The following is a 21,522-nucleotide window of genomic DNA, read 5'->3' as shown; positions in this document are numbered from 1 at the left end:
CCGCTCCGCCCCCCGTCGGCGGCTGGCCCATGGCCCCCGAGCGAAAGGGCGTCCCTGCGGGACGGCTCAGCCCGGCCCGGCTCGCAGCCGGCCGGGACGTCCGGGCCGCAGGCGGCCCTCCCGCCCCGCCCGGACGCCGGGCCAACGGACGTGCCCTGCGGGCACGACTGCACTCCGTCGCGCTCCGCGCGACCACGACGGCACCCCGACGACGGGGCGCCGCCCCGACCCCGACCGCACCACCGAGAGCCGAGGACCACCCATGCCCGCGTCCGCCGTCCGTCCGGCCGCTCCGTTCGGAGACCCGTCACCGCAGACCTGTCTTCAAGTCGCGGGAGAAGCGGCCCTCTTCGCCATCATCGCCGCCGACGACGCCATGGCCGCCGTCTGCCGTAGCCGCTCCGGCAGCACCGCGCACCTGGAGGCCGCGATGCACGAGGCCCACCGGGAAGCCACCGAGGCCGCCCGGCACGCCGACCGCGCCGAGCAGTACGCCGACGACCCCGAGATGCCCGCCAGCGCGCTCGCCTACTGCGCCCGCAAAGCCGTCGACCACGCCGTGCGCGCCCAGGCCGCCGCCGGAGCCGAGACCACCGCCGCCGACCTGCGCACCGAGCTGGACCGAGTGCTCACCCCCGCGGAACAGGCCGAACGCGAGAGCGCCCGCCGCAAGGCAGAAGCCGAGCACGAGGCCGAGCAGCGGGCCGCCACGGGCATGGACCACGACAACCGGCAGCGTGCCGCTTCCAACCGGTACCTCGCCGAACGGCATGTCGCCGCACTCGGCTGGACCACCGGCCACCTGCGGGTCATGGAGGCCGCCGCGACCGGCCGCCTCTACTGGCGCGACCGCCGAGCCCGGCTCGCCCCTCAGCACGGCCAGTGGAGCGGCGGGCGCCGGATCAGCCAGGAACGCACCCGGGCCCTGTACGCCGCCCGCTTCCTGGTCACCACCGCCCGCACCGTCGACGGCGCCCGCGTGCTCGCCCCCAGCCCCATGGGCCGGGTAGCCCTCGAACTGGCCCGGCTTCACCAAGCCGCACTCCACGACACCGACCAGGCCGCCTACGACGCTCGCTTCGCCCGGGTCCGCCGCCGCCACAAGCGCCGCGACGACCAGAAGGCCGCCGCCCGCAGGTTGCCCGAACTCGACCCCAGCGCCCGCAGGTCATACCGGCACCCGGTCACTCTCGCCGAGCAGCAGGCCCGCGCCGACCGCGAGGCGGCCGACCGGTGGGAGGACGAAGGCGGGTACTGCCCCGCAGTCCAGACTCCCCGGCCGGCGACCACCCCCGCCCCGACCCCACCCGCGCCCCCGGCCGCTCACACCGGTCAGCAGCAGGCCGTCCAACCCGCCCTCTGGTGACCGCCATTCGTTCCGGATTACAGACTTTGTGCCTCCGGCGGGTCCTCTCTCGGAGGGGGTGGGGGCGGGGTGGTTGGGTGGGGGTTGGTGGTGGTTGGGGTGGTGGGGGCGGGGCTCCCTCCTCGGCCGGACACCCGGAGGGCGTACCAGGAACCCGGGTGGGGTGTCCAGGCCGGGCCGCTTCGCGGTCGCTGCGCGAGCCTGGACACCCCACCCGGAACCCTGAAACGGCGGAGCTGTCCGACCGAGGAGGGAGCCCCGCCCGGGGTGCGTTGTGGCCGGGCCCGGCCGGGCGGGTGCGGGTCGACGTGGTCGGGAAATGTGCAGGTCAGGGGGTTGTCTGGCTTGACCCGACCCCTAGAACATGGTTTAATTAAACATGTCGGAGGGGGAGGGCAACGCCCCAGCCGGCCACCGGAAGGCCGACCGGCCCCCGACACCACCTCTCACCAGGAGAACCCACATGAACCAGCGGCCCACCGTCGCCGACCTCGCCCACCCGATCGCCCTCGCGCTCGGCGGGAACTGGCGGCCGACACCGGTGTTCCACGGCGTCCGGGAACTGGACCACGCGGCCGTCCTCACCCACCGCAGCAACCGGCAGCTCCACCTCTCCGAGCGCTTCGACGACCCCGGCCACCTCCACATCCGTGGCCTGTACCCCGCCACCGACTACGAGTTCCGCCGGGGCGAACTCGACAGCGTCCGCGTCGCCACGGCCGAGGCTGCCGAGGCCATCGCCGCCCTGATCTCCGGCGAGTTCATCGACGTGCACCGCGACGTGCACCGGCGCGTGAAGGAGCACAACAGCCAGCAGGCGAGGACGCGGCAGCACGTCGAGGAGCGCGCCCGCGACATCGCCGCCCGGCTTCCCGGGGCCCGTACCCGAATCGACGGGATCAGTGCCTATCTCTGCATCGACCTTGAACCCGGAACGGTCCGCATCGGAATCGAAGGCGATGCCGTGAACATCGTGCTCAACGACGCACCCGAGGTCATCGCCGACGCCGTCGTGTTCGCAGTGAGCCGATTCCTGCCCCATGTCCAGACGCCCGAGGGTGAGCGCGGCCGGATTGCCGACGAATTCCCCTCCTGACCCTTCCTCAATTCGTCCGGCGGCGCACTCCCGGGTGCGCCGCCCGCCCCTCCCGTCGAAAGGCTGCCATGAGTGCCGACCTGTTCGTCATCCGCCCGAAATGGACCGTCCAGGCCCCGCACCTGCGGTGTACCCTGAAAAGGGCCCTTGCCGTCCAGCCCGAACAGGACGTGTGGTCCGGAGCGGAGCACATCAATAACGCCAGGGCGATGGCCTATGGAATGGACCTCCCCGATTCCGGTCCGTGGTACCTCAGTCGCTCCCAGCTCCGCACGCTGAAAATCGCCATCGAATGGCGCAGGGTCAAGCGTGCGGCCAGCCAGCAGAAGACGGCCCCGGACATCCTCGAACGCTGGGCAGAAATTGAGGACGAAGTCATGGCGGCGTACCGGGATTCCTGCCACGCGGAAGGGCTTCATTGGATCTGAGGACTTGCCGAACACCCCAGAACGTGGTTTAATTAAATATGTCGGAAGGGGAGGGCAACGCCCCGAGCCGACACCGGGGCCAGCCGGCCCCGGACGCCCGAACTCTCACCAGGAGGAGCCCGATCATGCCCGGCAAGCCGAAGATGACCGACGAAGAGCGCCGCGCCTACAGTGCCCGGATGCGTGGCGAACTCGAATCCGTGATGGACCGCGCGTACGGTGCGATGGTCACCGACGAAGGATTCTGGGCCGCCGTCCTGCGTACGGCCGCGACCCTGGCCGACCGCAGCCCCGTGAACTCCATCGCCATCGCCGCCCAGTGCCCCCACGCCACCCGCGTACTCAGCTCCGGAGACTGGCGCAAGGCCGGGCGCTTCCCCGCCAAGGGCTCCACCTCCATTCGCATCTGGACCCCTATCCGGCGGCGGGCCGACGACGCCCAGGGGGCCGCCGAGGCCGGGCGCGGAGAAGCCGTCAGCGACACCGCAGCCGAGGGGGAGGGGCGCGCGGTGTCCGGATACAAGGCCGGTCCCGTGTTCGACATCAGTCAGACCGACGGCGACGCCTACGAGCTGCCCGCAACCGCCCCGCTCGCCGCCGAGGCGGTCCGGGACACCCTGCTGGCCCAGTACCGCGACTGGTACCGCGAGGACCCCGAGCAGGCCGGAGGGTTCGACCTCGCCCGCGAGGCCCCCGACGCCGCCGCCCGCATCCTGCTATACGGCCACGCCTGGCGGCGCATCACCGAGGAGGCCGCCCCGCTCCCCGGTCAGCACCTGGCCGAGGTCGCCTCAGCTGCCCATGTCGCCGCCCTGATCCTCGGAATCGCCCCCGGACCGGCCGCCATGCCCCCGCTTGCGGGCATCATCACGCAGGACAGGAAGCCCCCCGTTCACGCGTCCGCCGTCCGGGCCATCGAGGCCGGTCGCGCCATCGCCCAGGCCGTCACCGCCGCCGCCGAGCGTCGCGGCGAACTTGCCGCAGCCGGTTGACCCAAGACCAGGAACATGGTTTAATTAATGGTGTCGGAGGGGGAGGGCAACGCCCCCGACCGACACCCCCCGCCGGGGCCGACCGGCCCCGGCGGGACCTCTCACCAGACAGGACGCGACATGCTCACCACCGACCAGGCCCCCACCGTCCAGGACTTCCCGGCCGCCATGCTCGTGCACGCCGGACCCTGGTTCAGCGGCCACCAGCTCGACGCCCGCCCGGCCATCGTCGTCGGCCCCTACGGCGGAACCCGGTTCGCCGACGAGGCCACCATGGTCGTCGTCTGGTACTTCACCATCGGCGCCCCGACGCCCGGTGACAACCTCCAGGCGATGTTCCCCCACGAGCTGACGCCGCTTGACGACACTCTGACCACGATGGACCAGCGCGCGTTCTGCGACATCGCCGCCAGCCTGCCGCTGGGCCGGTTCGCCTTTGACGACGAAGCAGACGCCCTCATTGCCGCCGTGAACCACGCCGTCCGCGAGCGGACCGAAGCCGCCCCGGCCAGCCGCCGCAGCTGACGAAGGCCCCGCCGGTCCGGGGGAGGGCAACGCCTCCGGACCGGCGGGCCTCCACGCCCGAGCGGACACCCCTTCGGGGCGGCAGCAGCAGGTCCGGTGCGTTCACCGCCGCCGGCCGACTCCGCCTAGCGGCTCCGCCGACCGACGGCGGGCACCGGACCGCGAAGGACGCGCCCCGCGGGGGCGCGGCAGCCCCTGCCGTCGCGCAGGGCGCGACGGCGGCGGACCGCTCGTCCCTCACGGCCCGCCCCTGGTGGTGCTCACCGCTTTCAGCACCCCGTCCGCCCTCCGGGCGGCCACAGACTCTCACCAGAAAAGACCAGCTCAATGACCATCGAGATCACCCACACCCGCCGAGAAGGAACCCTGGTCGACGGCACCAGCCGGGGCGACGGATCGGCCGAGATCCTGAAACTCCGCGAGTACGGCCGCACCCTGCGCCAGCCCTTCCGCTGGAGCCGTACCCTCGGCTGCTGGTACCTCCCGCACAGCCGCGACCACGCCGCCTACACCCCCAACCTCGAACTCCTCGCCCAGCGGCTGCGGGACGCCGGCCTCGACACCACCTTGACCGTCGACAACGCCGACCGCCGCACCTTCGCCGAAGCCGAGCAGGACCGGGAAGAGCGAGCCGCCGACCGCGCCGACCGCTTCGCCGGGTACGCCGACAACGCCGCCCGCAACTCCGAGGCCGCGTGGAAGTCCGCCCACGCGATATCCGAGCGCTTCGAATTCGGTCAGCCCATCCTCGTCGGCCACCACAGCGAGCGCCGCGCCCGCCGCGACCGGGAGCGCATGGACACCTCGATGCGCAAGAGCATCGGCGAAAGCGACCGCGCCCAGCACTGGGCCGACCGCCAGAAGGCCGCCGCCAACTACGAGCAGTTCCGCACCGACCCCGGCCGAACCCTCCGCCGTCTCGACAAGCTGCGGGCCGACCTGCGCGCCGTCGAGAAGTGGCAGCGCGGCGAGTCCGCCAAGGGCTACTCCCGCAACCCCGACGACCCGGAGCTGACCATCCTGCACGAGGAGTACACCGAGGAGATCGCGCACTGGGAGCAGGTCATCAAGGACGCCGAGGCCAAGGGCTTCAAGGTGTGGACGCGCGCCGACTTCCAGCGCGGTGACTTCGCGCTCTACCGAGGCACCTGGTACGAGGTCCTGCGCGTCAACCCCAAGAGCGTCACCATCCGGCACATCTTCAACGGCGTCGGCAAGTCGATCGTCCGAGCCGACGACGACCGATATCACGGCTGGACCTCCACCGCCCCCTACGACGACGTGTCCGGTCGCAGGAGCGCCGACGAGATGCAGCCCGCCGCGCCGGCCCAGGCCGCGTAAGACCGCCGTTCCCGCCCCGGCGGCCGAGCGCCCCGGGGCGGGCCCCTCTCCCACCAGACAAGGGCACGACCATGACCACCCAGCTTCTCGAACGACCCGTCGTCCGTACCGCCCCCGACGCCGCGACCGACGACCACCACCTCGCCGCCCTCAAGACCGCCATGCCCTACCGCATCGGCACCCCCGACATAGCGTCCCGCTACCCCGTGATCATCGGGCAGGACCTGGTGATCGGCCGCGCCCACCGGTGGCACCGGGACTGGTGGGTCGAGACCAGCGCGGGGGAGAGCAACATCGGCCGCCCCGAGGACGGCGTCCCCGGCGTGGAGAAGGCCGCAGCCCACCTCGCCCAGGAGTACGCCGCCGGACTGATCACCGCCGTCCCCCTGGAGCAGATCCGCGCCGAAGAACCCCGGCCGCTGACGGGCCCCGTGCCGTTGCTTCACCTGCGGATGCCCGTCAACGACCGCAACGTCAAGAGCGCTCTCACCGCGTTCGCCGGACTCACGAACCTCCGGTGGCGGGCCGTCCTCACCGGATTCCCCGGCAGTGACAACCACTGGACCTTGCTCTGCGAACTGTGCGAGTGGACCGGCCCGAAGTTCTGGTCGCACCTGCGTGGGAGGAACGGTGCCCTTCCGAGCCTCCACCGCCACGAGGGCGGCTGCGTCGGCCCGGACCGCGTCCGCGAACTGATCCCCGCCTATCAGCAGTAGATCCGACCACCGGGGGGCGGCAGCCCGCCGCCCCCCCCCCGGCACCACCGAGACGGACACCACCGTGCAGATCCGCTACAGCCCCGAGAGCATCGTCATCGCCGACACCCCAGCCACCATCCTGGAGTGGGCCGCCTGCCACATCGAAAACGTCGGCATCCACCGGGGCCCGCGTCTGTTCGCCGGCCCCGGCCGCACCGCCCTCCTGCCGTGCTGGCCGCGCGGCGCCCTCGAAGTAGCAGCCGGCCACGCACGCGGAGCCGCCGGCCGCACCTACGACTGGCCCCGCATCAACCACGCCCGCGACGAGGCGTACCGCATCCTCGCCGAGACCCTCACCGGTCACCCTGCGGACACCGCCGACCCGGCCGCCGCGAAGGACTTCCACCGTGCCGCCATCGACCGGTGGAGCGCCGAGCCGGGCTGCACCGCCGCCGAAGCCGCCCGCGCCTTCCGCGCTGCCGCCGCCCGCGCCGAACTCGCCCTCTTCTGACCGGGCCTCCCCAACCAGACCTCCCGAAGGCCAGCACGATGGACCAGACCACCAACCCCCGCAGCACCACCCGGGCACCCAGCCGCCGGGGAGCCGCCACCCCGAGCCGGGACGGCGTCCACCGGATCGGCGTGCCGCTCCAGCCCCGGCTCAGCGCAACCGAGCTGATCCGCGTACTCCTCGCGGCCCCCGCGGAGACCGACCTGCGCACCCTCGATGCCGTCCAGGTCCGCGCGATCATCGCTGACCAGCTCACGCAGCACGGCTATGCGGTGCTCGACCGCTCCCCGTACGACCCCGACCACGACCGCGACCAGGACGCCCGCCGCGCGATCCGCCTCGCCTACGGCCCGCGCTTCCAGGATTCCCCGTCAGAACAGGCCGTGCTCGCCGACCCGCTGCGCGAAGTGCTCGCCCCCAGGGGCCGGCCGTGACCACCGCCGCCACCGGGACGGCCGGTGCCCGGGCCCGGCAGACCCACTACTGGCGGGTGCGCAACGGGCGGACCCCCGAGCCCCCCGAGAACGCCCCGCGGACGTGGCACATCCGGCACGGCCACCCCGGCGGCGCGTACAGCGACCTCGGCCACGAACTCGACCCTCCCGCACACCACGCCCCCACCCTGCTCACCCGCAGCCAGCGAACCGGCCGCCGGGAAACGGAGGAGTTCCGGGGCGGCTGCCTGGCCTGCGACTGGGAAGGCCCCGTCCACCGTGGCGACGGGTACGGCGACGGAGACAACGAGGCCGTGGAGGACGCCCACGACCACGCCTTCCCCGGCTGGCGCGAGCTGCCGCCGCTCACCACCGTCGAGGACCGGTGGGCACTCCCGCGCGACAGGGGGCGGTGGGCACGGCTGGCCTCCCGCTACCCGACGGGGTGGCTGGACCAGGGCGCCCCGCTGGTGGCGTGGCGCCGGCACCGCCGCGAGGCCCACGCACCCCCGCACTCCGGGCGCCCCCGCTACGAACTCAGAGTCCCCCGACCCCGGGCCAGACCGCGTCCGCGCACCGTCGATCAGAAGCCCCTGTTCTGATGACCGCCACACCCCGGGCCAGAGCCCCGCCGCCCCGAACCAAAGATGGTTCAATTAATCCGCCGACGGCGGAGCGGGCAACCTTCGCCCCGGCGGGTGCCGAACCGGCACCCGCACCACCAGAACGACAAAGGACGGCCAGCGCGAGTTTGGCAACGTGGCGCTGGCCGTCCGGCGTTCTCTCACCAGAAAGAACATCACCATGATATGCGACCGGCACGCCGACTGCCCTTGGCCCGGCGATACCGTGCAGCTCAAGCGGGGTAACAGCATCTGCGCCGACGACACCGCAAGGTTCGTCATCGTGGAGGACTTCCCCCGCACCGGCCGGCACATCGTGCTCAACCTCCCTCCGGGGCACCCCGCCCACGAGGACTGGGCTGCCGCGGTTCCCCTGGCGGAGATAGCCACCCTCACCCGGATCGAACCCACCGGCAGCCGCACCTGGACGCCCGTCCCCGACCCGGACGAGCTCCAGTGACACCGGCGAACAGCCACGACCCCGAACAGGAGGCGACCGTGTCCAGCGAGACCGGCCGCAAGCTCTACTCACGCGCGGGCCTGCGCAAGGCCCACGGCCTCAGCGAATCCACCCTCCAGAACCTCTGGACCGACCGCGAGAACAACGGACACCCTCCCGCGGAGATCATCGACGGCGTCATGCACTGGGACGGCGAGGTCTGGGCAACGTGGCACTACGAGATCCAGCGCGCCCGTGCCGCCGCGACCACCACGAACGCCCCGAAGCTCGACGGTGACCCGGAAGAGATGGTGGGCCCGGCCGAAGCGGCGAAGATCTGCGGGTTCGCCGACTCGGCCACCGTCTCCCACTACGTCAAGAACCCGCCCGAGGGATGGCCGGCCCCGGATGGCTGGGACGAGCTGCCGACCCGCCGACGCCCGAAGTGGAAGCGCTGGCGGCTGTGGCAGTACCTTGCCGACCGCAAGGGCCGCGGTCACGCCGGTGGACGCCCCGCCGGCCCCCGCTCCCGGGTCGCCTACCCCTACCAGGGGGACGAACGGCTCACCCTTGCCCGGCAGGCCATCGCCGCCAACCCCAAGGCCACGAACGCCGAGCTGATCCCCCAGCTCTTGGAGCTGACGGAGAGGCCCTACTCCCGGCCGACCTGGAACAACATCCTCAAGTCCGCCCGCGAGCACCCCGAGGAGGAGTGAACTTGCCCGACCCGCGCTGTCCGCGCTGCTGCGGTCCGCTCGGCGACCGGCCCGCCCGCTCCCGGCTGACCACCGCCCGGGACGTTCGGATCTGCACCACGTGCGGCACCGACGAAGCCGTACGCCAAGCCCAACGTCAAGCGCCCGTACCGCCCGGCGAGTGGCCGCTGACCTAGGTCAGCCGGCCCCGAGCCACCCGGAGGCACCGGAAGGTCCCCCGCTCCACTTCTCGGAGCGGGGGACCTTCCCGTATCCCCGGGTGCTAGCAGACCCGCCAGCCGGTACGGGATGCCCGGACCCGCCGCGATCCTCGGCGGCCCGCGCGAGCCGACACCCCCCGACGGCTCAGGGTCCCCGAGACCGCCAGCGCCGTTCATCCAGAGCCACCCCCCGAGCCCGGACGTGCGAGTTCCGTCCACCCGCAGAACTTCCACAGCGTTCCTCGCGCCCACCACCTCACCGAGCACGAAGCCGGAGCGCAAGGACCCGCTCCCGAGGTAACAGTCCAACAGCACACCCGGCTCGACCGAGCCCGATCCACAGCAGCGACCAGGCCCCCGCAGGTACCTGACCTTCCCCAAGCTGATCATGATCTTGAATCTTAAGGACCAAGGTATCGTCGCTCCGCGACGATACAATCAGCCAAGACGACCGGATCTGACCGGAAGAGAGCGGGGGTGAGTGGGCCGATGGCATGGGTGACCATGATCGGCCCCTCGGACGAGCAGATCGAATACCGCCTCACCGGCGGCCACGGCTGCGGGAAGTCGGCCCTGGTCGACGCCGCCCCCCTCATCGCCGCCATCGAGGCCAAGGCCGAAGAAGCCGGGACCACCGCCGCCGCTCTGCTCGGTACCGCCGAGACGAAGAAGGTGTTCTTCCGGGCCCGCACCCAGCTGCGGAACGGCAAGCCCGCGCGACTCACCGGGTTCGACGCCGTCGAAGTCGCCGCCGCGGCCGGCCTCCAGGCCCGCGACCTGTACGGTGCCCAGGCTCTTCCACGCCCGGCCGCCCATGGGCAGGTGGACTACCACCTCGATGCCAACGAACGCCCCCTCGTCTGGATCGGCGGCGGCCTCAACGAGTTCGGTATCACCCCCGGCAGCGTCCTTGACCCCACCCAGTTCCAGGCGGCCCGTCGGCTCATGCACGGTGAGGACCCGAACACCGGCAAGACCCTCGTGGAACCCAAGGTCGCCATTGCCCCGGCCGCGAAGCTGCCCGCCGCCCCGCTGGTCCGCGCCATCCGCCGTACCGCCGCCGAGCGGGGCGTCACCCCCACCAGCCTGCTCGACTCCCAGGCCAAGCGCGACGCCTTCCGCAGGATGGAGAACCAGCTGGCCCGGTTCGGCGAGTCGCACCGCGTCCCCGCGTCCACCCTGCTCAAGCTCGCCGGAGCTGTCGGCGTCGACGCCGCCGCCCTGTACGGCGAAGACACCTTGCAGAAGGCCATGGCCGCCGAAGCGGGCGGTCACCTCGACGCCCGCGCACTCCTGCGTGCGGTCCAGGCCCGCGCCGCCGAGACTGGCCAGAACCCCGCTGACCTGTTCACCACCGCGTCCATGAAGCGCCGGTACACCCAGACCGAGGGTGAAGGCCGACGCCGGCTTCGGGACTTGCCGATGGACGTCCGCGAGGCCGTCGCCATGGCCAAGGCCGCCGGGCTTGCACCCGAAGAGGTGTGGGACGCCGAAGAGATCCGGGCCGCTCTCCTCGAAGGGCGGGTGCAGGTGGGCCGGTTCGGCGCGGACGTCACTCTCGACCTCGCCAAGTCGAAGTCCGCCTTCCTCGCCTACGCGCCCGAGGAGATCGCAGCCCAGGTCGAGGGCATCTACACCGCCGCCGGCCGCGAGTCCATCAACGCCCTTGAACGGTGGACCGCGTACGCCATGCGCGGTCGGCACGGCGACGGCGCCGAAGCCGAAACCGTGCCCACCAGCGGCTTCTCCGGCTGGATGATGGTGCACCGCGCCGCCCGACCCGTGGGCGGCGCCCCGTTCGGCGACCCCCACTTCCACCTGCACTTCACTCTGGCCAACATGGTCAAGAGCACCACGGACGGCCAGTGGTCCACCGTGGCCGGCGGCGGCCGTGACCTGCACCGGCACGCCCGCGCGACCCAAGCCCTCATGAACGCCCGCATCCGCCGGGAGCTGACCGACACCTTCGGTATCGGCTTCCGCCGGGAGGAGCGAACCGGCGCGTGGGAGATCGCGGCGATCCCCGAAGCCACGATCAAGCTGTTCAGCAAGCGCGACAGCCAGGTGCGGGACCTGCTCAGCAAGCTGGGCATCGACTACGACAGCGCCACCACCCGCGAGCGCACCGCCGCCTCCTCCGCGTCCAAGGCCGCGAAGAACGGCGAAGCCGCCGGGGTCGAGGACGACGTCCTGCGTGCCTACTGGCAGGCCGAAGGCCGCGCTGCCGGTGACGACCCCGACGCCATCGCGGCCAGCGCGATCGAGCACGATCGGACGGAGCGGAACCCCGACCTGAACCAGCTGTGCGCCCAAGTTTTCGACCCCAAGAACGGCCTGACCAGCCACTCCAAGGCGTTCACCCACGCCGCCGTCCTGGACGCCCTTCCGTACGGCGTCGCGGACGCCGACGAAGCCGAACAGCTCACCACCGCCGTCCTTCAGCACGCCGGGTACGCGGTCAAGCTGACCCCGAAGGGCGCCCAGCACTTCGCGCACGCCGACCGCTACACCACCGCTGACGTGGTCGCCGCCGAAGCGCTCATCGCCACCGAGGCCGCCAACCGACTCAACGAGCACGCCGCCGTCGTCAGCCACGACACCGTCGCCATGACCCTGTCCGCCGTCGAGGCCCAGCACGGCGGCGACTTCCAGTTCTCTGCCGAACAGCGAGCCGTTCTTGAACGACTGCTGACCGCCGGCCACGGCATCGACGCGGTCGAAGGCGTCGCCGGAGCGGGCAAGACCACGATCATGAACACTGCCCGGCAGGCGTGGGAGGCCAACGGACTCGTCATCGCCGGGGCCAGCACCGCCGCAGTCGCCGCCGCGAACCTCAAGGCCGAAGCGGGCATCACCAGCCGCACCCTCGCCTCCTGGCTCACCGGCATCCGCACCGGCGGCCCCGGCCTCACCGGCGTAGACGTACTGGTCGTCGACGAAGCCGCGATGTGCGATGACCGCGACATCGCCGAACTGCTGGCCCACGCCGCCACGACCGGCACGAAGATCATCGGCGTTGGCGACCCCAAGCAGCTGCACTCGCCGGGCATCGGCGGGTCCTTCGCCGCCATCCACAAGATCGTGGGCGGACTCAGTCTGACGGAGAACTTCCGGCAAAGGGACGCGATCGAGCGCCGGGCGCTGGCACTGTGGCGCGACGACAACCGCACGGAGGCACTGCGCACGTTCGCCGGGACCGGCCGCGTTCACGCCCTCGCCGACAAAGACGAGGCGCTCGCCGCGATGCTCACGGTCTGGGCAGACAAGCGCGCCGCACACACCGACGACCACACCGCCGTGCAGCAGCTGCTCATGCTCGCCGCCACCAACGAGATCGTGGAGGAACTCAACGTCGGGGCCCGGGCCCTGCGGAAAGCCAGCGGCGCCGTCACCGGCCCGGAACACCTCTTCGCTCTGGCCGGCGGCGGCGAACTGGCGCTGTCCGTCGGTGACCAAGTCCTCCTCCGCGCTAACGACTACCGCAGCAGGCGGACCCGGGGCGCGAGCGAAGACGTGCTGAACGGGTTCCGCGGAATCGTGCGCGCGGTGGACGACGACCGCCGGGTGCTGGTCGAGTGGAGGGCGAAGACCGAGGACGGCCACCGCGACGTCGCCGAATGGGTGGACGCCGACTACATCGCCCACGGCGGCCTCAGCCTCGGATACGCCATCACCGGGCACAAGTCGCAGGGCCTCAGCGTTCAGGAAGCCCTGGTCTACGGCCCCGGCGCGCAGGCCAACGCCCTCTACACGATGATGAGCCGCGACAAGAGGGAGACGCACCTCTTCCTGCCGCTGTCCGTCTACGAGACCGACGTCGACCGCGCCCGCGCAGGCGAAGCGCTCACCGACCAGGAACAGCTTGACCGCGCCGTCGCGGGCCTCATCCGCGAGATCGAGACCGGCACCGAGGAACGCATGATCCTCACCGAACTCCCGACGGCCGCCGTCCCCGCCCACGTCCGACACATTGTCCCCAGCCTGCCGACCCCCCGCGCGCCCGGCACCGGCGACACCGCCGCGCCGCACGACAACGAGGAGCCCATGCGGACACCCGAACCCCGTCGCACCACCCGTGCCGCAGACCGAGCCGCGACCCCGCCCGCAGACCCCGAGCCCAGGCAGCCGGCCGCGACCTCTCCCTACGCCCACCTCACCAACAAGGCCCTGCGCGACGCCGCGCGCAAGGCAATCGCAGCCGCACGCGCCATCACGACGGCGGCCGAGAGCGCAGAGTCCGCCGCCGACCGCGCCGAACAGACCGCGACCGCCGGAACGGGCCCCAACGTGCTCATGCTCAGCCACCGGCACCAAGACATCGCCGAACGCGCGGAGGCGGTTCGCGATGTGCGCGCACTGGAAGGGGCCATCTCCGAGCACAACGACCGGCTGCACAGCACCCTGGCCCGCATCAGCAGGGTCGAGGAGCAGTTGGCAGCCACCGGACGGTTCGGACGCCCCGTACTGCGAGGTGACCAGCGGATCGCCGCCGAGGCCGAGCGCGAGGACCTCGGCCGGACGCGCGAGGAAACAGAACAGGAACTGGAGAGTACGAAGGAGCGACTCCGCGAAGTCGCCCGCCGGGCCGGGCCCGCCGGTGAGCACGAAGCCGTGCTCACCGAAGCGGACCTGCCGCAGGACGCGAAGACTGCCCTGCTCCGCCGAGCCCAGGACAAGGACATTCAGGCGGCCGAGGCCCTCCGCACCGAGGCGACGAAGGCCCGCCGCATCGCGCGCAACGCTGACGACCGGGCCGCCGGCCTGCGGGAGGAGCTGACCCGGCGGGCCGATCGCAGCAGGCTGAGTGCCGACACTGCGGAGGAAGCCGTGCCGGTTCCGCAACAGCCCGAAGCCCCGTACAGCCGTCGGACGACGGGCCACCCGCGCAACAGCGTCCCGCCGGACAACGCGCAGGACGCAATGCCCGTGTAGAGCGGGTGGAGGGGGCTCACTCCGACGGAACGAAGACTGCGTTGTCGGGCATCAGATCACGGAAGGTCTCCGGGATGGTGCCCATGAGCCAGAGCCAGGGCGCTACGTGCACAGTGCCTGTCGGGTCGTCCAGAAGCGTGTACCGACGCTCGGTTCTTCCCGCGTAGCCGATCTCAGCCGGAAAGCCCTGCTCATCGGTCCAGGCCAGGTAATGACGTCCAGCGACACGCAGCACGAGGCGGCCGTCAGGGTCTTGGTCCCCGAGCATCGCGTACCCCAGGCACGTCAGCCACCAATCGCACGACCCGCACACCCGGTACGCCGCCATACGGGCGCCGACCCCCCGGATCTGCTGGTTCGTGCCCGTGTCCGGACACAGCTTGCATGTGAAGGCGTGCCGGATCTGCGCGGTGCGGTTCGCCATCTCAGCTCCCGAGCGCGGCTTCCCGTGCGGCACGACTCCAGATGGACTGTTGCCGGGTGGTGAAGCCCATGCGGTTCCAGTGGAAGATGACGTGCCGGGCGAGGATGCCGCGCACCCCGAGGCCGAGTCTCCCGTCGCCGCCGGCCTCTGCCAGGGCCCGCCCTCCGCTCTCCAGTTCCTTGGCCCAGGTCCGTACCGGCGACAGCGGGCCGGAGTCGAGAAGCGGCACGGCATCGGCCAGGAGCAACCGCCGTACGGGTGTCACCATGCCGGTGACCTGTTCGGGGGTGACGTCCTCGGCGAGCGGGCGGCGTTCTTCGACCCGCCCCCAGACGTCGCCCTGCTCGCCGAACTCCAGGCGCGCGGCGCGCATCATCAGCGTCATGAGCAGCAGCGAAGTGGCCTTCGCGTCCATCACCTCTCGTCCTCCGTCGGCCGTGAGCCGCAGGTGGTCGAGGACGCCGACGCTGTCGAAGTGGAACAGCTCGTGCGCGAGCGCCATCCCGTGCGGGCCGCCGAACGCGATGGTCTCCGGCTCGTACGCGGCCGGCCGCCAGCCGCCGACCACTCCCCGGGAGACGGAGCTGTCCAGTGCTCCGGCCAGGTGGCTGATCGCGTCTTCGATCGTCGCTCCGACGGCCGGGCGGTACCGGATTCGCCAGTGGGGGTGCTTCCGTACGAACCACCACGGGCCGACCGGCCCGGTGCGAAGGGCCGGTGAGACGCAGGTACGGAAGACGCGCTCTGCGGCCGGGTAGTCGGTGAAGCGGATGTCTACCTGGTGCCAGCCGGAGGGGCGGGCGTCGAGGGCAGCGCGTCCCGCAGCCCGGTATCGATCGATCGCGTCCGCTAGGTGGGCGGGCACGGTGCCCGCGGACCGGGCGACCTCTTCGATCGGGGCACCACCGAGGACGGCCAGGACGGCGTCCTCGGTCGGGTTCGCGTCGTGCACGGCGGCTTCCCTTCTCATGTCAGCAGGAGACAGGCATCCCACTGCCCCTGGGGACCGGCGTCGGGCCCGGTGCCGGGTTCGGCGTCCCGGAAGGCGAGGGACGCCCCGGCCCTCCCGACCAGGAACCCCGTCTCCGCCGGGGCCGCAGCCGTCAGGAACCGTTCCGAGACGAGGTCGAGCAGGTCGGTGAACCCGAGCGGGTCGTCCGCGTCGGCGGCGACGCGCTGCGCCGTTCGCAGGATGCCGCCGAAGCCGTGGCACAGTCCCCGGTCGGCCACCAGGTCGAGCTGGTGCGGGTCGGCCAGACAGCGCAGCAGCGCCCGTTCGGCCATCCGCTTGCGGTCGCCGTCGTCCAGGACGATGGCGGCGAGCTGTTGCGCGCGGGCCAGGCCGGGTGTGCCGTAACACCAGGAAGGGGTGGCCGGTACCGAGGGTGCGGGTCCGAGGCGGCTGATCCAGCGGGGCCACCGGACGCCGTGGTGGTCGCTCTGCCGGATCTGGTCGAGCCAGCGGCAGATGCGCACGATGGCTGCTTCGTGGCCGTCCACGCCGATTCCGGCGCGCAGGGCCAGGGAGAGCAGGGCGAGGGGCCCGGCGATGCCGTGCGCCATCCCGGCGTTCGCGTGGCCCCCGGGAGTGGCCTTCCCGTCGCTGGCCGGGGCATGCCCGACCCACCAGCCCGGCAGCGTCGGGCCCGGCCGGTCGGCGAACGGCTCGGTCAGGCGCACCAGGTACTCCAGAACGCCCTTCAACTCCGCGCTGTGGGGCTGACGACGCAGCAGCAGGGCGCCGATTCCGGTGAGGCCGCGGAACAGGTCGTACTCGGCGAAGGTCGCGCGGTGCCCGGCGTCGATCCGGGCGTGGGCGGCGGCGAGGCGCTGCCGGACGTGAGCGGCGACGACCCCGTCCAGCGTCCGCAGGGCGCCCGCGTAGCGGTCGGTGCCGTCGGCGGCCAGGTGCAGGACGAAGGCCATGGCGGGGGCACCGAGGTAGAGGCCGGCGTCGTTTCCGTCGATGAGCGGGCCGACTCCGGCGAGGGAGCGGTGCACGCCCTGCCATTCGCCGGTGCCGCGACGGGCCCGCTCGATGTCGAGCAGGGCCGTGCCGAGAAGACCGTGCGCGAGGGACTGCCGGGAGGACGACGGGGCGTCGGTGATCGGTTGGGCGGTCACTGCTCGTCTCCCTCGGTGCGTACTTCCCAGGACAGCGCGGCGGTACGGGCGAGCCGGCGGCAGGTCGCCTCCGACGTGCGGTCGATACCGGCAACACGGTTGTGGTGCATGTGCAGCAGGGACGACAGGACAGTGGCCGGGTCGGCCCCGGTGGACTCGATCGTCCGGCGGTAGAGATCGAGGGCAGCGCGCCGCCGCTCCCACGCCGGGGAGACGGCGGCACCTCCGCCGATGTCGGTCATGGTCGAACGGGCTTCCGTACCCGTCAGCCGAAGGGCGAGGCGCTGGACGTCCCGCGGGACGGGCTCCCCGTAGCCGCGTGGCAGGCGTTGGAGAAGCCACTTGATCCCGGCCTGTCGGGAGCCGAGGAATCCTGTGGCGATGTCCACGAACGACGCTGCGGTGACGGCCTGCCGGAGGTCGCCGGGCATGTCCAGCCCCAGCTGCGCGAGCGCGGCCTGCGAGTCGGCGGCGAAGTACGCTTCGGCGGCCTCCAGGGCGGCGCCGGTTCCGTAGCGGCCGGTCTCCGGGTGGTCTGTGTCCCACTGGACCCGTTGGATCAGCCCTTCGTCCCGCAGGCCGGCGGCCCACTCGGCAACCTGCCGGGCGGCGGTGCCGAACACTCCGGGGCCGGGCAGTCGCAGGCGGAGCCGCAGGTGCGGTTCCGGGTCCGCGTAGCGGACGAACCACCAGTCGGCCGGGGCGACGTCGAGTTCGTCCAGCAGCCGCGGGATGTGTGCGGTGAGCACGTCGGGCATCCGGGCCGTGCTGCCGTACAGCTTCACGTAGGCCCGCTCCGAGGAGCCGGGGAGGCGACCGGCAGCGACGGTGGAACGGCCGGTGGGGGCGGGCAGTGGTTCCTGGTCGGAGGCGAACAGCATGGTCACCTCGTGCGCGCGGCCGATCCACCCCCAGGCGCTCTCGTCCGGAGCGGCCCGGAGTTCGGTCGTCCCGAAGCGGTTCAGGTCGGCGTGCAGGATCTCCTGATGCGCGGGGTCGTCCAGGTCGAGCCGCAGACGCCGGTCGCTCCGCCCGGCGTAGACCGCGCCCGGCACGCCGTACCGGCGCCGCCAGTGGGCGAGGCGTTCCCGCCAGCCGTCACCGTCGCCGAGGTCGCGGGCGCGCAGGTACCAGCGGGCGGGCGAGAGGACCGTGCGGCCGGTGCGGACCTCCGGCAGGAAGGGCAGGCGCCCCGCCAGGCCCCAGGAGAACGGCAGGAGGGCCGCCGTGTGGGACCGGTGCACCTCGGACAGGAAGCGGATCAGGGGATGGGTGCCGCTGCCCAGTTCGACGGCGTTCATCACCGACGGCTCGACAATCCGGCCGGTGGACAGGGCGACCAGGTACAGCCGCCGGGAGTCGGCGAGGACGCCGAGGTCGTCCGGGTGGAGGGTGGCGGCGGGGTTGTGCTCGCCCACGGATATCAGCTCGGAGGCCATGAGCGGCGCCCGGCCGACGTTGGCGACGGACAGTTTCAGCGGCGGGCCGGAGACCTGCCCGCGCACGGCGCCTGCGGTGAGGGTGGGCAGAGCGGCGTGGACGGCGGACACCCGGTCGAAGTCCGCTTCGTCCAGGGTGGTCAGGAAGCGCCCGGTGGTGACGCCAGCCGCGAGGGACAGCCCCTTGACGGCCAGGGTGAAACGGCCGTCGTCCACGGCGCGCGTGGAGGGCGCGAGGAGGTTGAAGTGGAACTCGATGTGCGCCGGAACCTGCGCGGGAGTCCCGGAGGACAGCGCCTCGATGTCCTCTCCCCGCAGGACGATCTCCCGTCGGCCGGTCAGGGCCGCGTCCTGCGCGAGCGCGAGCAGGTACTCGTCACGGGGCGTCATGGGCAGGACGGGCCGCTTCAACACGGTGCCCCGGTAGCCGACCGGGAAGCCGAGGCCGGTGTCCGGGTCGGTGAGTTCCCGGACCGGGACCACCGTGCCCGTGCTGTACCGCTCCAGGAACCGCGCGCGGTAGTCGATCCATGCCGCGGTGCCGTGCGGGTACGGCGTGATGCGGGTGATGGTCTCCAGGGCCCGCTGCGCTTCCTGCGCGACCGGCACGGGCAGGGTGACGTCGCAGTCCGGGCGCAGGTTCAGGGCGAAGCTGCGGTCGGTGGCCCCGCCGAGATCGTTCATGACGGCGGCGGCCTCCGCACGGAGCCGGTGTTGCTCACCGGGTTCGGCCCGGTCGTGGTGGAGCAGGAGTCGCTGCACGCCGCGCAACTTCTCGACGGCCGGCGCTGCCACCGTGGCGGCGAGGGCCGGGCCGTCGAGCTGCGTGACGAGGTGCCCGAGGGCATCGTCACAGGTCATCGGGGCGTGCAGGCCGGTCAGCAGGACGCGGTGGGCGACGAGGGCGCGCACCATGGCCTCGATCCGGTCCGGCGGGGTGTCGGGGTAGTCGGTCCGCAAGGCGGCGACCAGGTCGCCCACGCGTGCGGGGGAGTGGGCCAGGCCGAGTGCGGTTTCTGCGGCACGGGTCCGCCGCAGCGTCGTGGCGGTGGGCCCCTGGGGGCCGGGTTGGTGGGGAACGGCGATCCGGGGCCCCCGTACGGTGCGGGTCGGATCGGCGGTCACCGACAGGTGCCGCAGCACGTCCGGGTCCTGCTCCAGGGCGGTGATGACGTCGTGCAGCCAGGAGGCGTCCGCCCTGGCGAACGTCCGGTGCCGCGCTCCCAGCCTGACGTTCGTACCGGCGCCGAGGCGTACCGGTGCGGGGCCGGCGAAGAGGCCGAAGGGTGTGGCGCGGTACCGCATCCGCAGCAGGTACCGGGTCAGGGAGAGGGCGGCCCGGCGGACGCGGGAAGGGCGCTCCGTGCCGTCGAGCACCTTGCGAACGGTGGCGGCGAGGACGGGCGCCGCGAGTTCGATCGCGCTCGCGCGTGCCTCGTCGTCCCAGACCCTGGAGATCCACTTGCGGCAGTTCTCGGCATCGGCGACCGCGTCGGCGACCGCTGCGGGGCAGGAGGGCAGCCCGGCCGTCGAGGGGAATGCGGAGAGTCTGATCATGCCTGCGTCGACTGCGTGGTACACGGCGGAGCCTCCTTGGTGAGGTGCCCGGGGGCGGCTGGCCGCCGCCCCCGGGACCGGAGCGGCGTACTACTCGCAGGTGCTGTTGGAGCAGGCGGACTCGCAGGTCGAGCCGCAGCCGTCGCCGGTGTCGTTCAGCAGCGCCCCCGGCACGGCCGCGGCCGACACGGTCTCGATACGGAGGTCGAAGTCCGACGCCCCGTCGGCGAAGGCCGTGCCCGCCTTCGGCGTGGTGCTGTTGTTCCTTGCCATCTCGTGCTCCTCAGTCGGTGAGGCGGGTGGATGTGCATGGCTGTGCTGTGGTGCCACCCGGCCGTGACGCGGTCGGCGTCACGGCCAGGAGATCGTGACCCGGCTGTGCGGGCGGTCGATGACGCGCCCTTCGGGAAGCCGGTCGTCAGGCGTTCCGGCCGGATGGACCTCGATGCGGGCCTGATGGCCGCGGTGGTCGCTGTTCCACACCTGGAACTCCTCCGCCAGCCGCTCGGCGGTCTTTCGGCCTGCGGGACCGTGGCCGACGGCCCCCAGCTCCCAGCGGTCGGGGTCGTCGGTGGGGCGAGAGGTCCGGTACGCAAAGCTGCCGCCGTCCACCAGGGTGGGAATGCCCATGGGGGAGATCCCGGCGACGAGCCCGCGCTTGCGGGCGCCCGGCTTCGCGGCCATCAGCGGCAGGTTGTCGAGCGCGGTCGTCAGCCACAGGTCGAGGTGGTCCTTCGACTCCATGCCGCCGACCGTCACCCCGGACCACACCTTGACGGCCGGCTCGTGGAGCGCGGCCCGCAGCGCTGCGACATCGGGCTCCGGGTGGGCGTCGAGCCGCAGGGCGATCTCCTCGCCCTCGATGTCGTGCAGGACGGCCAGGTCCATGCGGTTCTCCCCGGCGCCCCGCATCGGCACGAAGCCGCAGAGCTGGAGGTCGTCGCTGACCAGCCGGTCACCGTCGCGGACGAAGGCGACGGTGCGGGTCATGCCGCGCATCCGCAGCGGGACGACGAGCCGGCCGCCGTCGCGGAGCTGCCCGATCCAGGCCGGCGGGATGTCCGCCGCCTGCACTGTCGCGACGATGCGGTCGTACGGCGCGTGCTGCGGGACGCCATTCTCCGCGTCCGCCGTGACCACGGTGACCGTTCGGTCGTACCCGGTCCGCGTCAGGAAGCGTTCGGCCCGGGCGGTGACATCGGCGTCGATGTCCACCGTGACCACGCGCCCCTGCCTGCCCGTCATCTCCGCCAGGTACGCGGCGTTCGGGCCGCCGGAGCCGATCTCCAGCACCGACATGCCCGGTTCGATACGGGCCTGCTCGATCTGCACCGCCTGGATCTGCGGCGCGGACACGGAGCTGACGTCCACACCGCTGCTGTCGGTCTTGGTGATGGTGGCGGCCTCGGCCCGGTACGTCGTGGCCGCGTCCACCTCCGGGGTGGCCAGGTGCCGGGGGACGGCGCGGAACGCCGCCACGACGCGGGGGTCCTCGGTGACACCCATCTCGATGAGCTGCTGCACCATGGCGTCGCGCATCTGCTGTTCAGTGGTGGCCGGTTGGCCGATATCGGTGGTCATGTCGGGGACGTTATCCACGAGCGGTCTCCTTCTCGGCGCTTTCACGCCGAGCTTGGTCGAGCGGATTTGCGAACCGGCGCAGGCCGTGAGGGCCCG

General features: G+C 72.2%; 19 protein-coding genes. 13 read left to right on the top strand and 6 right to left on the bottom strand.

Going from position 1 to position 21,522, the window contains the following annotated elements; translation table 11 throughout:
• Window positions 1–262 precede the first annotated feature (262 nt).
• The 13 genes from ACVWNX_RS11560 to mobF all read left to right on the top strand — a co-directional run bounded on the left by ACVWNX_RS11560 (window position 263) and on the right by mobF (window position 14,301).
• The gene (locus ACVWNX_RS11560; RefSeq protein WP_454413822.1) at window positions 263–1,366 is read left to right on the top strand and encodes a hypothetical protein; all 1,104 of its coding nucleotides are present in this window, start codon (window positions 263–265) and stop codon (window positions 1,364–1,366) included.
• Window positions 1,367–1,829: 463 nt separating this feature from the next.
• On the top strand, window positions 1,830–2,462 hold the full coding sequence (locus tag ACVWNX_RS11555; RefSeq protein WP_454413821.1) for a hypothetical protein: 633 nt from the start codon (window positions 1,830–1,832) through the stop codon (window positions 2,460–2,462).
• 68 nt (window positions 2,463–2,530) lie between these two features.
• Complete coding sequence (locus ACVWNX_RS11550) at window positions 2,531–2,890, top strand: hypothetical protein (RefSeq protein WP_454413820.1); 360 nt, start codon at window positions 2,531–2,533, stop codon at window positions 2,888–2,890.
• Window positions 2,891–3,015: 125 nt separating this feature from the next.
• Window positions 3,016–3,882 (top strand): hypothetical protein, encoded by an 867-nt coding sequence (locus tag ACVWNX_RS11545; protein WP_454413819.1) that lies wholly within the window; start codon window positions 3,016–3,018, stop codon window positions 3,880–3,882.
• Between the two features lie 120 nt (window positions 3,883–4,002).
• A complete protein-coding gene (locus ACVWNX_RS11540) occupies window positions 4,003–4,407 on the top strand; it encodes a DUF6409 family protein (RefSeq protein ID WP_454413818.1) in 405 nt (134 codons plus the stop codon).
• A 327-nt stretch (window positions 4,408–4,734) separates the two neighbouring features.
• Window positions 4,735–5,748, top strand: a complete 1,014-nt coding sequence (locus tag ACVWNX_RS11535) for a DUF3560 domain-containing protein (protein WP_454413817.1) — start codon at window positions 4,735–4,737, stop codon at window positions 5,746–5,748.
• Window positions 5,749–5,819: 71 nt separating this feature from the next.
• Window positions 5,820–6,464, top strand: coding sequence for a hypothetical protein (locus ACVWNX_RS11530; RefSeq protein WP_454413816.1), 645 nt, complete (start codon window positions 5,820–5,822; stop codon window positions 6,462–6,464).
• A 64-nt stretch (window positions 6,465–6,528) separates the two neighbouring features.
• On the top strand, window positions 6,529–6,957 hold the full coding sequence (locus ACVWNX_RS11525; RefSeq protein ID WP_454413815.1) for a DUF6197 family protein: 429 nt from the start codon (window positions 6,529–6,531) through the stop codon (window positions 6,955–6,957).
• Window positions 6,958–6,995: 38 nt separating this feature from the next.
• Window positions 6,996–7,391: a DUF6181 family protein gene (locus ACVWNX_RS11520; RefSeq protein WP_454413814.1), complete on the top strand. Its 396-nt coding sequence runs from the start codon at window positions 6,996–6,998 to the stop codon at window positions 7,389–7,391.
• Window positions 7,388–7,993: a DUF6349 family protein gene (locus ACVWNX_RS11515; protein WP_454413813.1), complete on the top strand. Its 606-nt coding sequence runs from the start codon at window positions 7,388–7,390 to the stop codon at window positions 7,991–7,993. The genes ACVWNX_RS11520 and ACVWNX_RS11515 overlap by 4 nt, the downstream gene beginning before the upstream one ends.
• A 202-nt stretch (window positions 7,994–8,195) precedes the next feature.
• The gene (locus ACVWNX_RS11510; RefSeq protein ID WP_454413812.1) at window positions 8,196–8,474 is read left to right on the top strand and encodes a DUF6211 family protein; all 279 of its coding nucleotides are present in this window, start codon (window positions 8,196–8,198) and stop codon (window positions 8,472–8,474) included.
• Window positions 8,475–8,512: 38 nt separating this feature from the next.
• A complete protein-coding gene (locus tag ACVWNX_RS11505; RefSeq protein WP_454413811.1) occupies window positions 8,513–9,169 on the top strand; it encodes a hypothetical protein in 657 nt (218 codons plus the stop codon).
• A 689-nt stretch (window positions 9,170–9,858) separates the two neighbouring features.
• Entirely contained in the window at window positions 9,859–14,301 is a 4,443-nt protein-coding gene (mobF, locus tag ACVWNX_RS11500; RefSeq protein WP_454413810.1) for a MobF family relaxase, read from the top strand.
• Window positions 14,302–14,317: 16 nt separating this feature from the next.
• Here mobF and ACVWNX_RS11495 read toward each other — a convergent pair whose 3' ends face one another.
• The 6 genes from ACVWNX_RS11495 to fxlM all read right to left on the bottom strand — a co-directional run bounded on the left by ACVWNX_RS11495 (window position 14,318) and on the right by fxlM (window position 21,426).
• Window positions 14,318–14,725: a hypothetical protein gene (locus ACVWNX_RS11495; RefSeq protein ID WP_454413809.1), complete on the bottom strand. Its 408-nt coding sequence runs from the start codon at window positions 14,723–14,725 to the stop codon at window positions 14,318–14,320.
• A 1-nt stretch (window position 14,726) separates the two neighbouring features.
• Window positions 14,727–15,695: a thiopeptide-type bacteriocin biosynthesis protein gene (locus ACVWNX_RS11490; protein ID WP_454413808.1), complete on the bottom strand. Its 969-nt coding sequence runs from the start codon at window positions 15,693–15,695 to the stop codon at window positions 14,727–14,729.
• Window positions 15,692–16,849, bottom strand: coding sequence for a lanthionine synthetase C family protein (locus ACVWNX_RS11485; RefSeq protein ID WP_454413807.1), 1,158 nt, complete (start codon window positions 16,847–16,849; stop codon window positions 15,692–15,694). The genes ACVWNX_RS11490 and ACVWNX_RS11485 overlap by 4 nt, the downstream gene beginning before the upstream one ends.
• On the bottom strand, window positions 16,846–19,869 hold the full coding sequence (locus tag ACVWNX_RS11480) for a lantibiotic dehydratase (protein WP_454413806.1): 3,024 nt from the start codon (window positions 19,867–19,869) through the stop codon (window positions 16,846–16,848). Before ACVWNX_RS11480 ends, ACVWNX_RS11485 begins: the two co-directional genes overlap by 4 nt.
• Before the next feature lie 66 nt (window positions 19,870–19,935).
• Window positions 19,936–20,118 carry an FxLD family lanthipeptide gene (locus ACVWNX_RS11475; RefSeq protein ID WP_454413805.1) on the bottom strand — a complete coding sequence of 61 codons (183 nt, stop codon included), beginning with the start codon at window positions 20,116–20,118 and terminating at the stop codon, window positions 19,936–19,938.
• Window positions 20,119–20,196: 78 nt separating this feature from the next.
• Complete coding sequence (gene fxlM, locus ACVWNX_RS11470) at window positions 20,197–21,426, bottom strand: methyltransferase, FxLD system (protein ID WP_454413804.1); 1,230 nt, start codon at window positions 21,424–21,426, stop codon at window positions 20,197–20,199.
• Window positions 21,427–21,522: the final 96 nt, after the last annotated feature.

Source organism: Streptomyces sp. JNUCC 64, from assembly GCF_054484115.1.
Note: the sequence above shows the minus strand (reverse complement) of the source record. Positions and strands in the feature narration are given on the sequence as shown.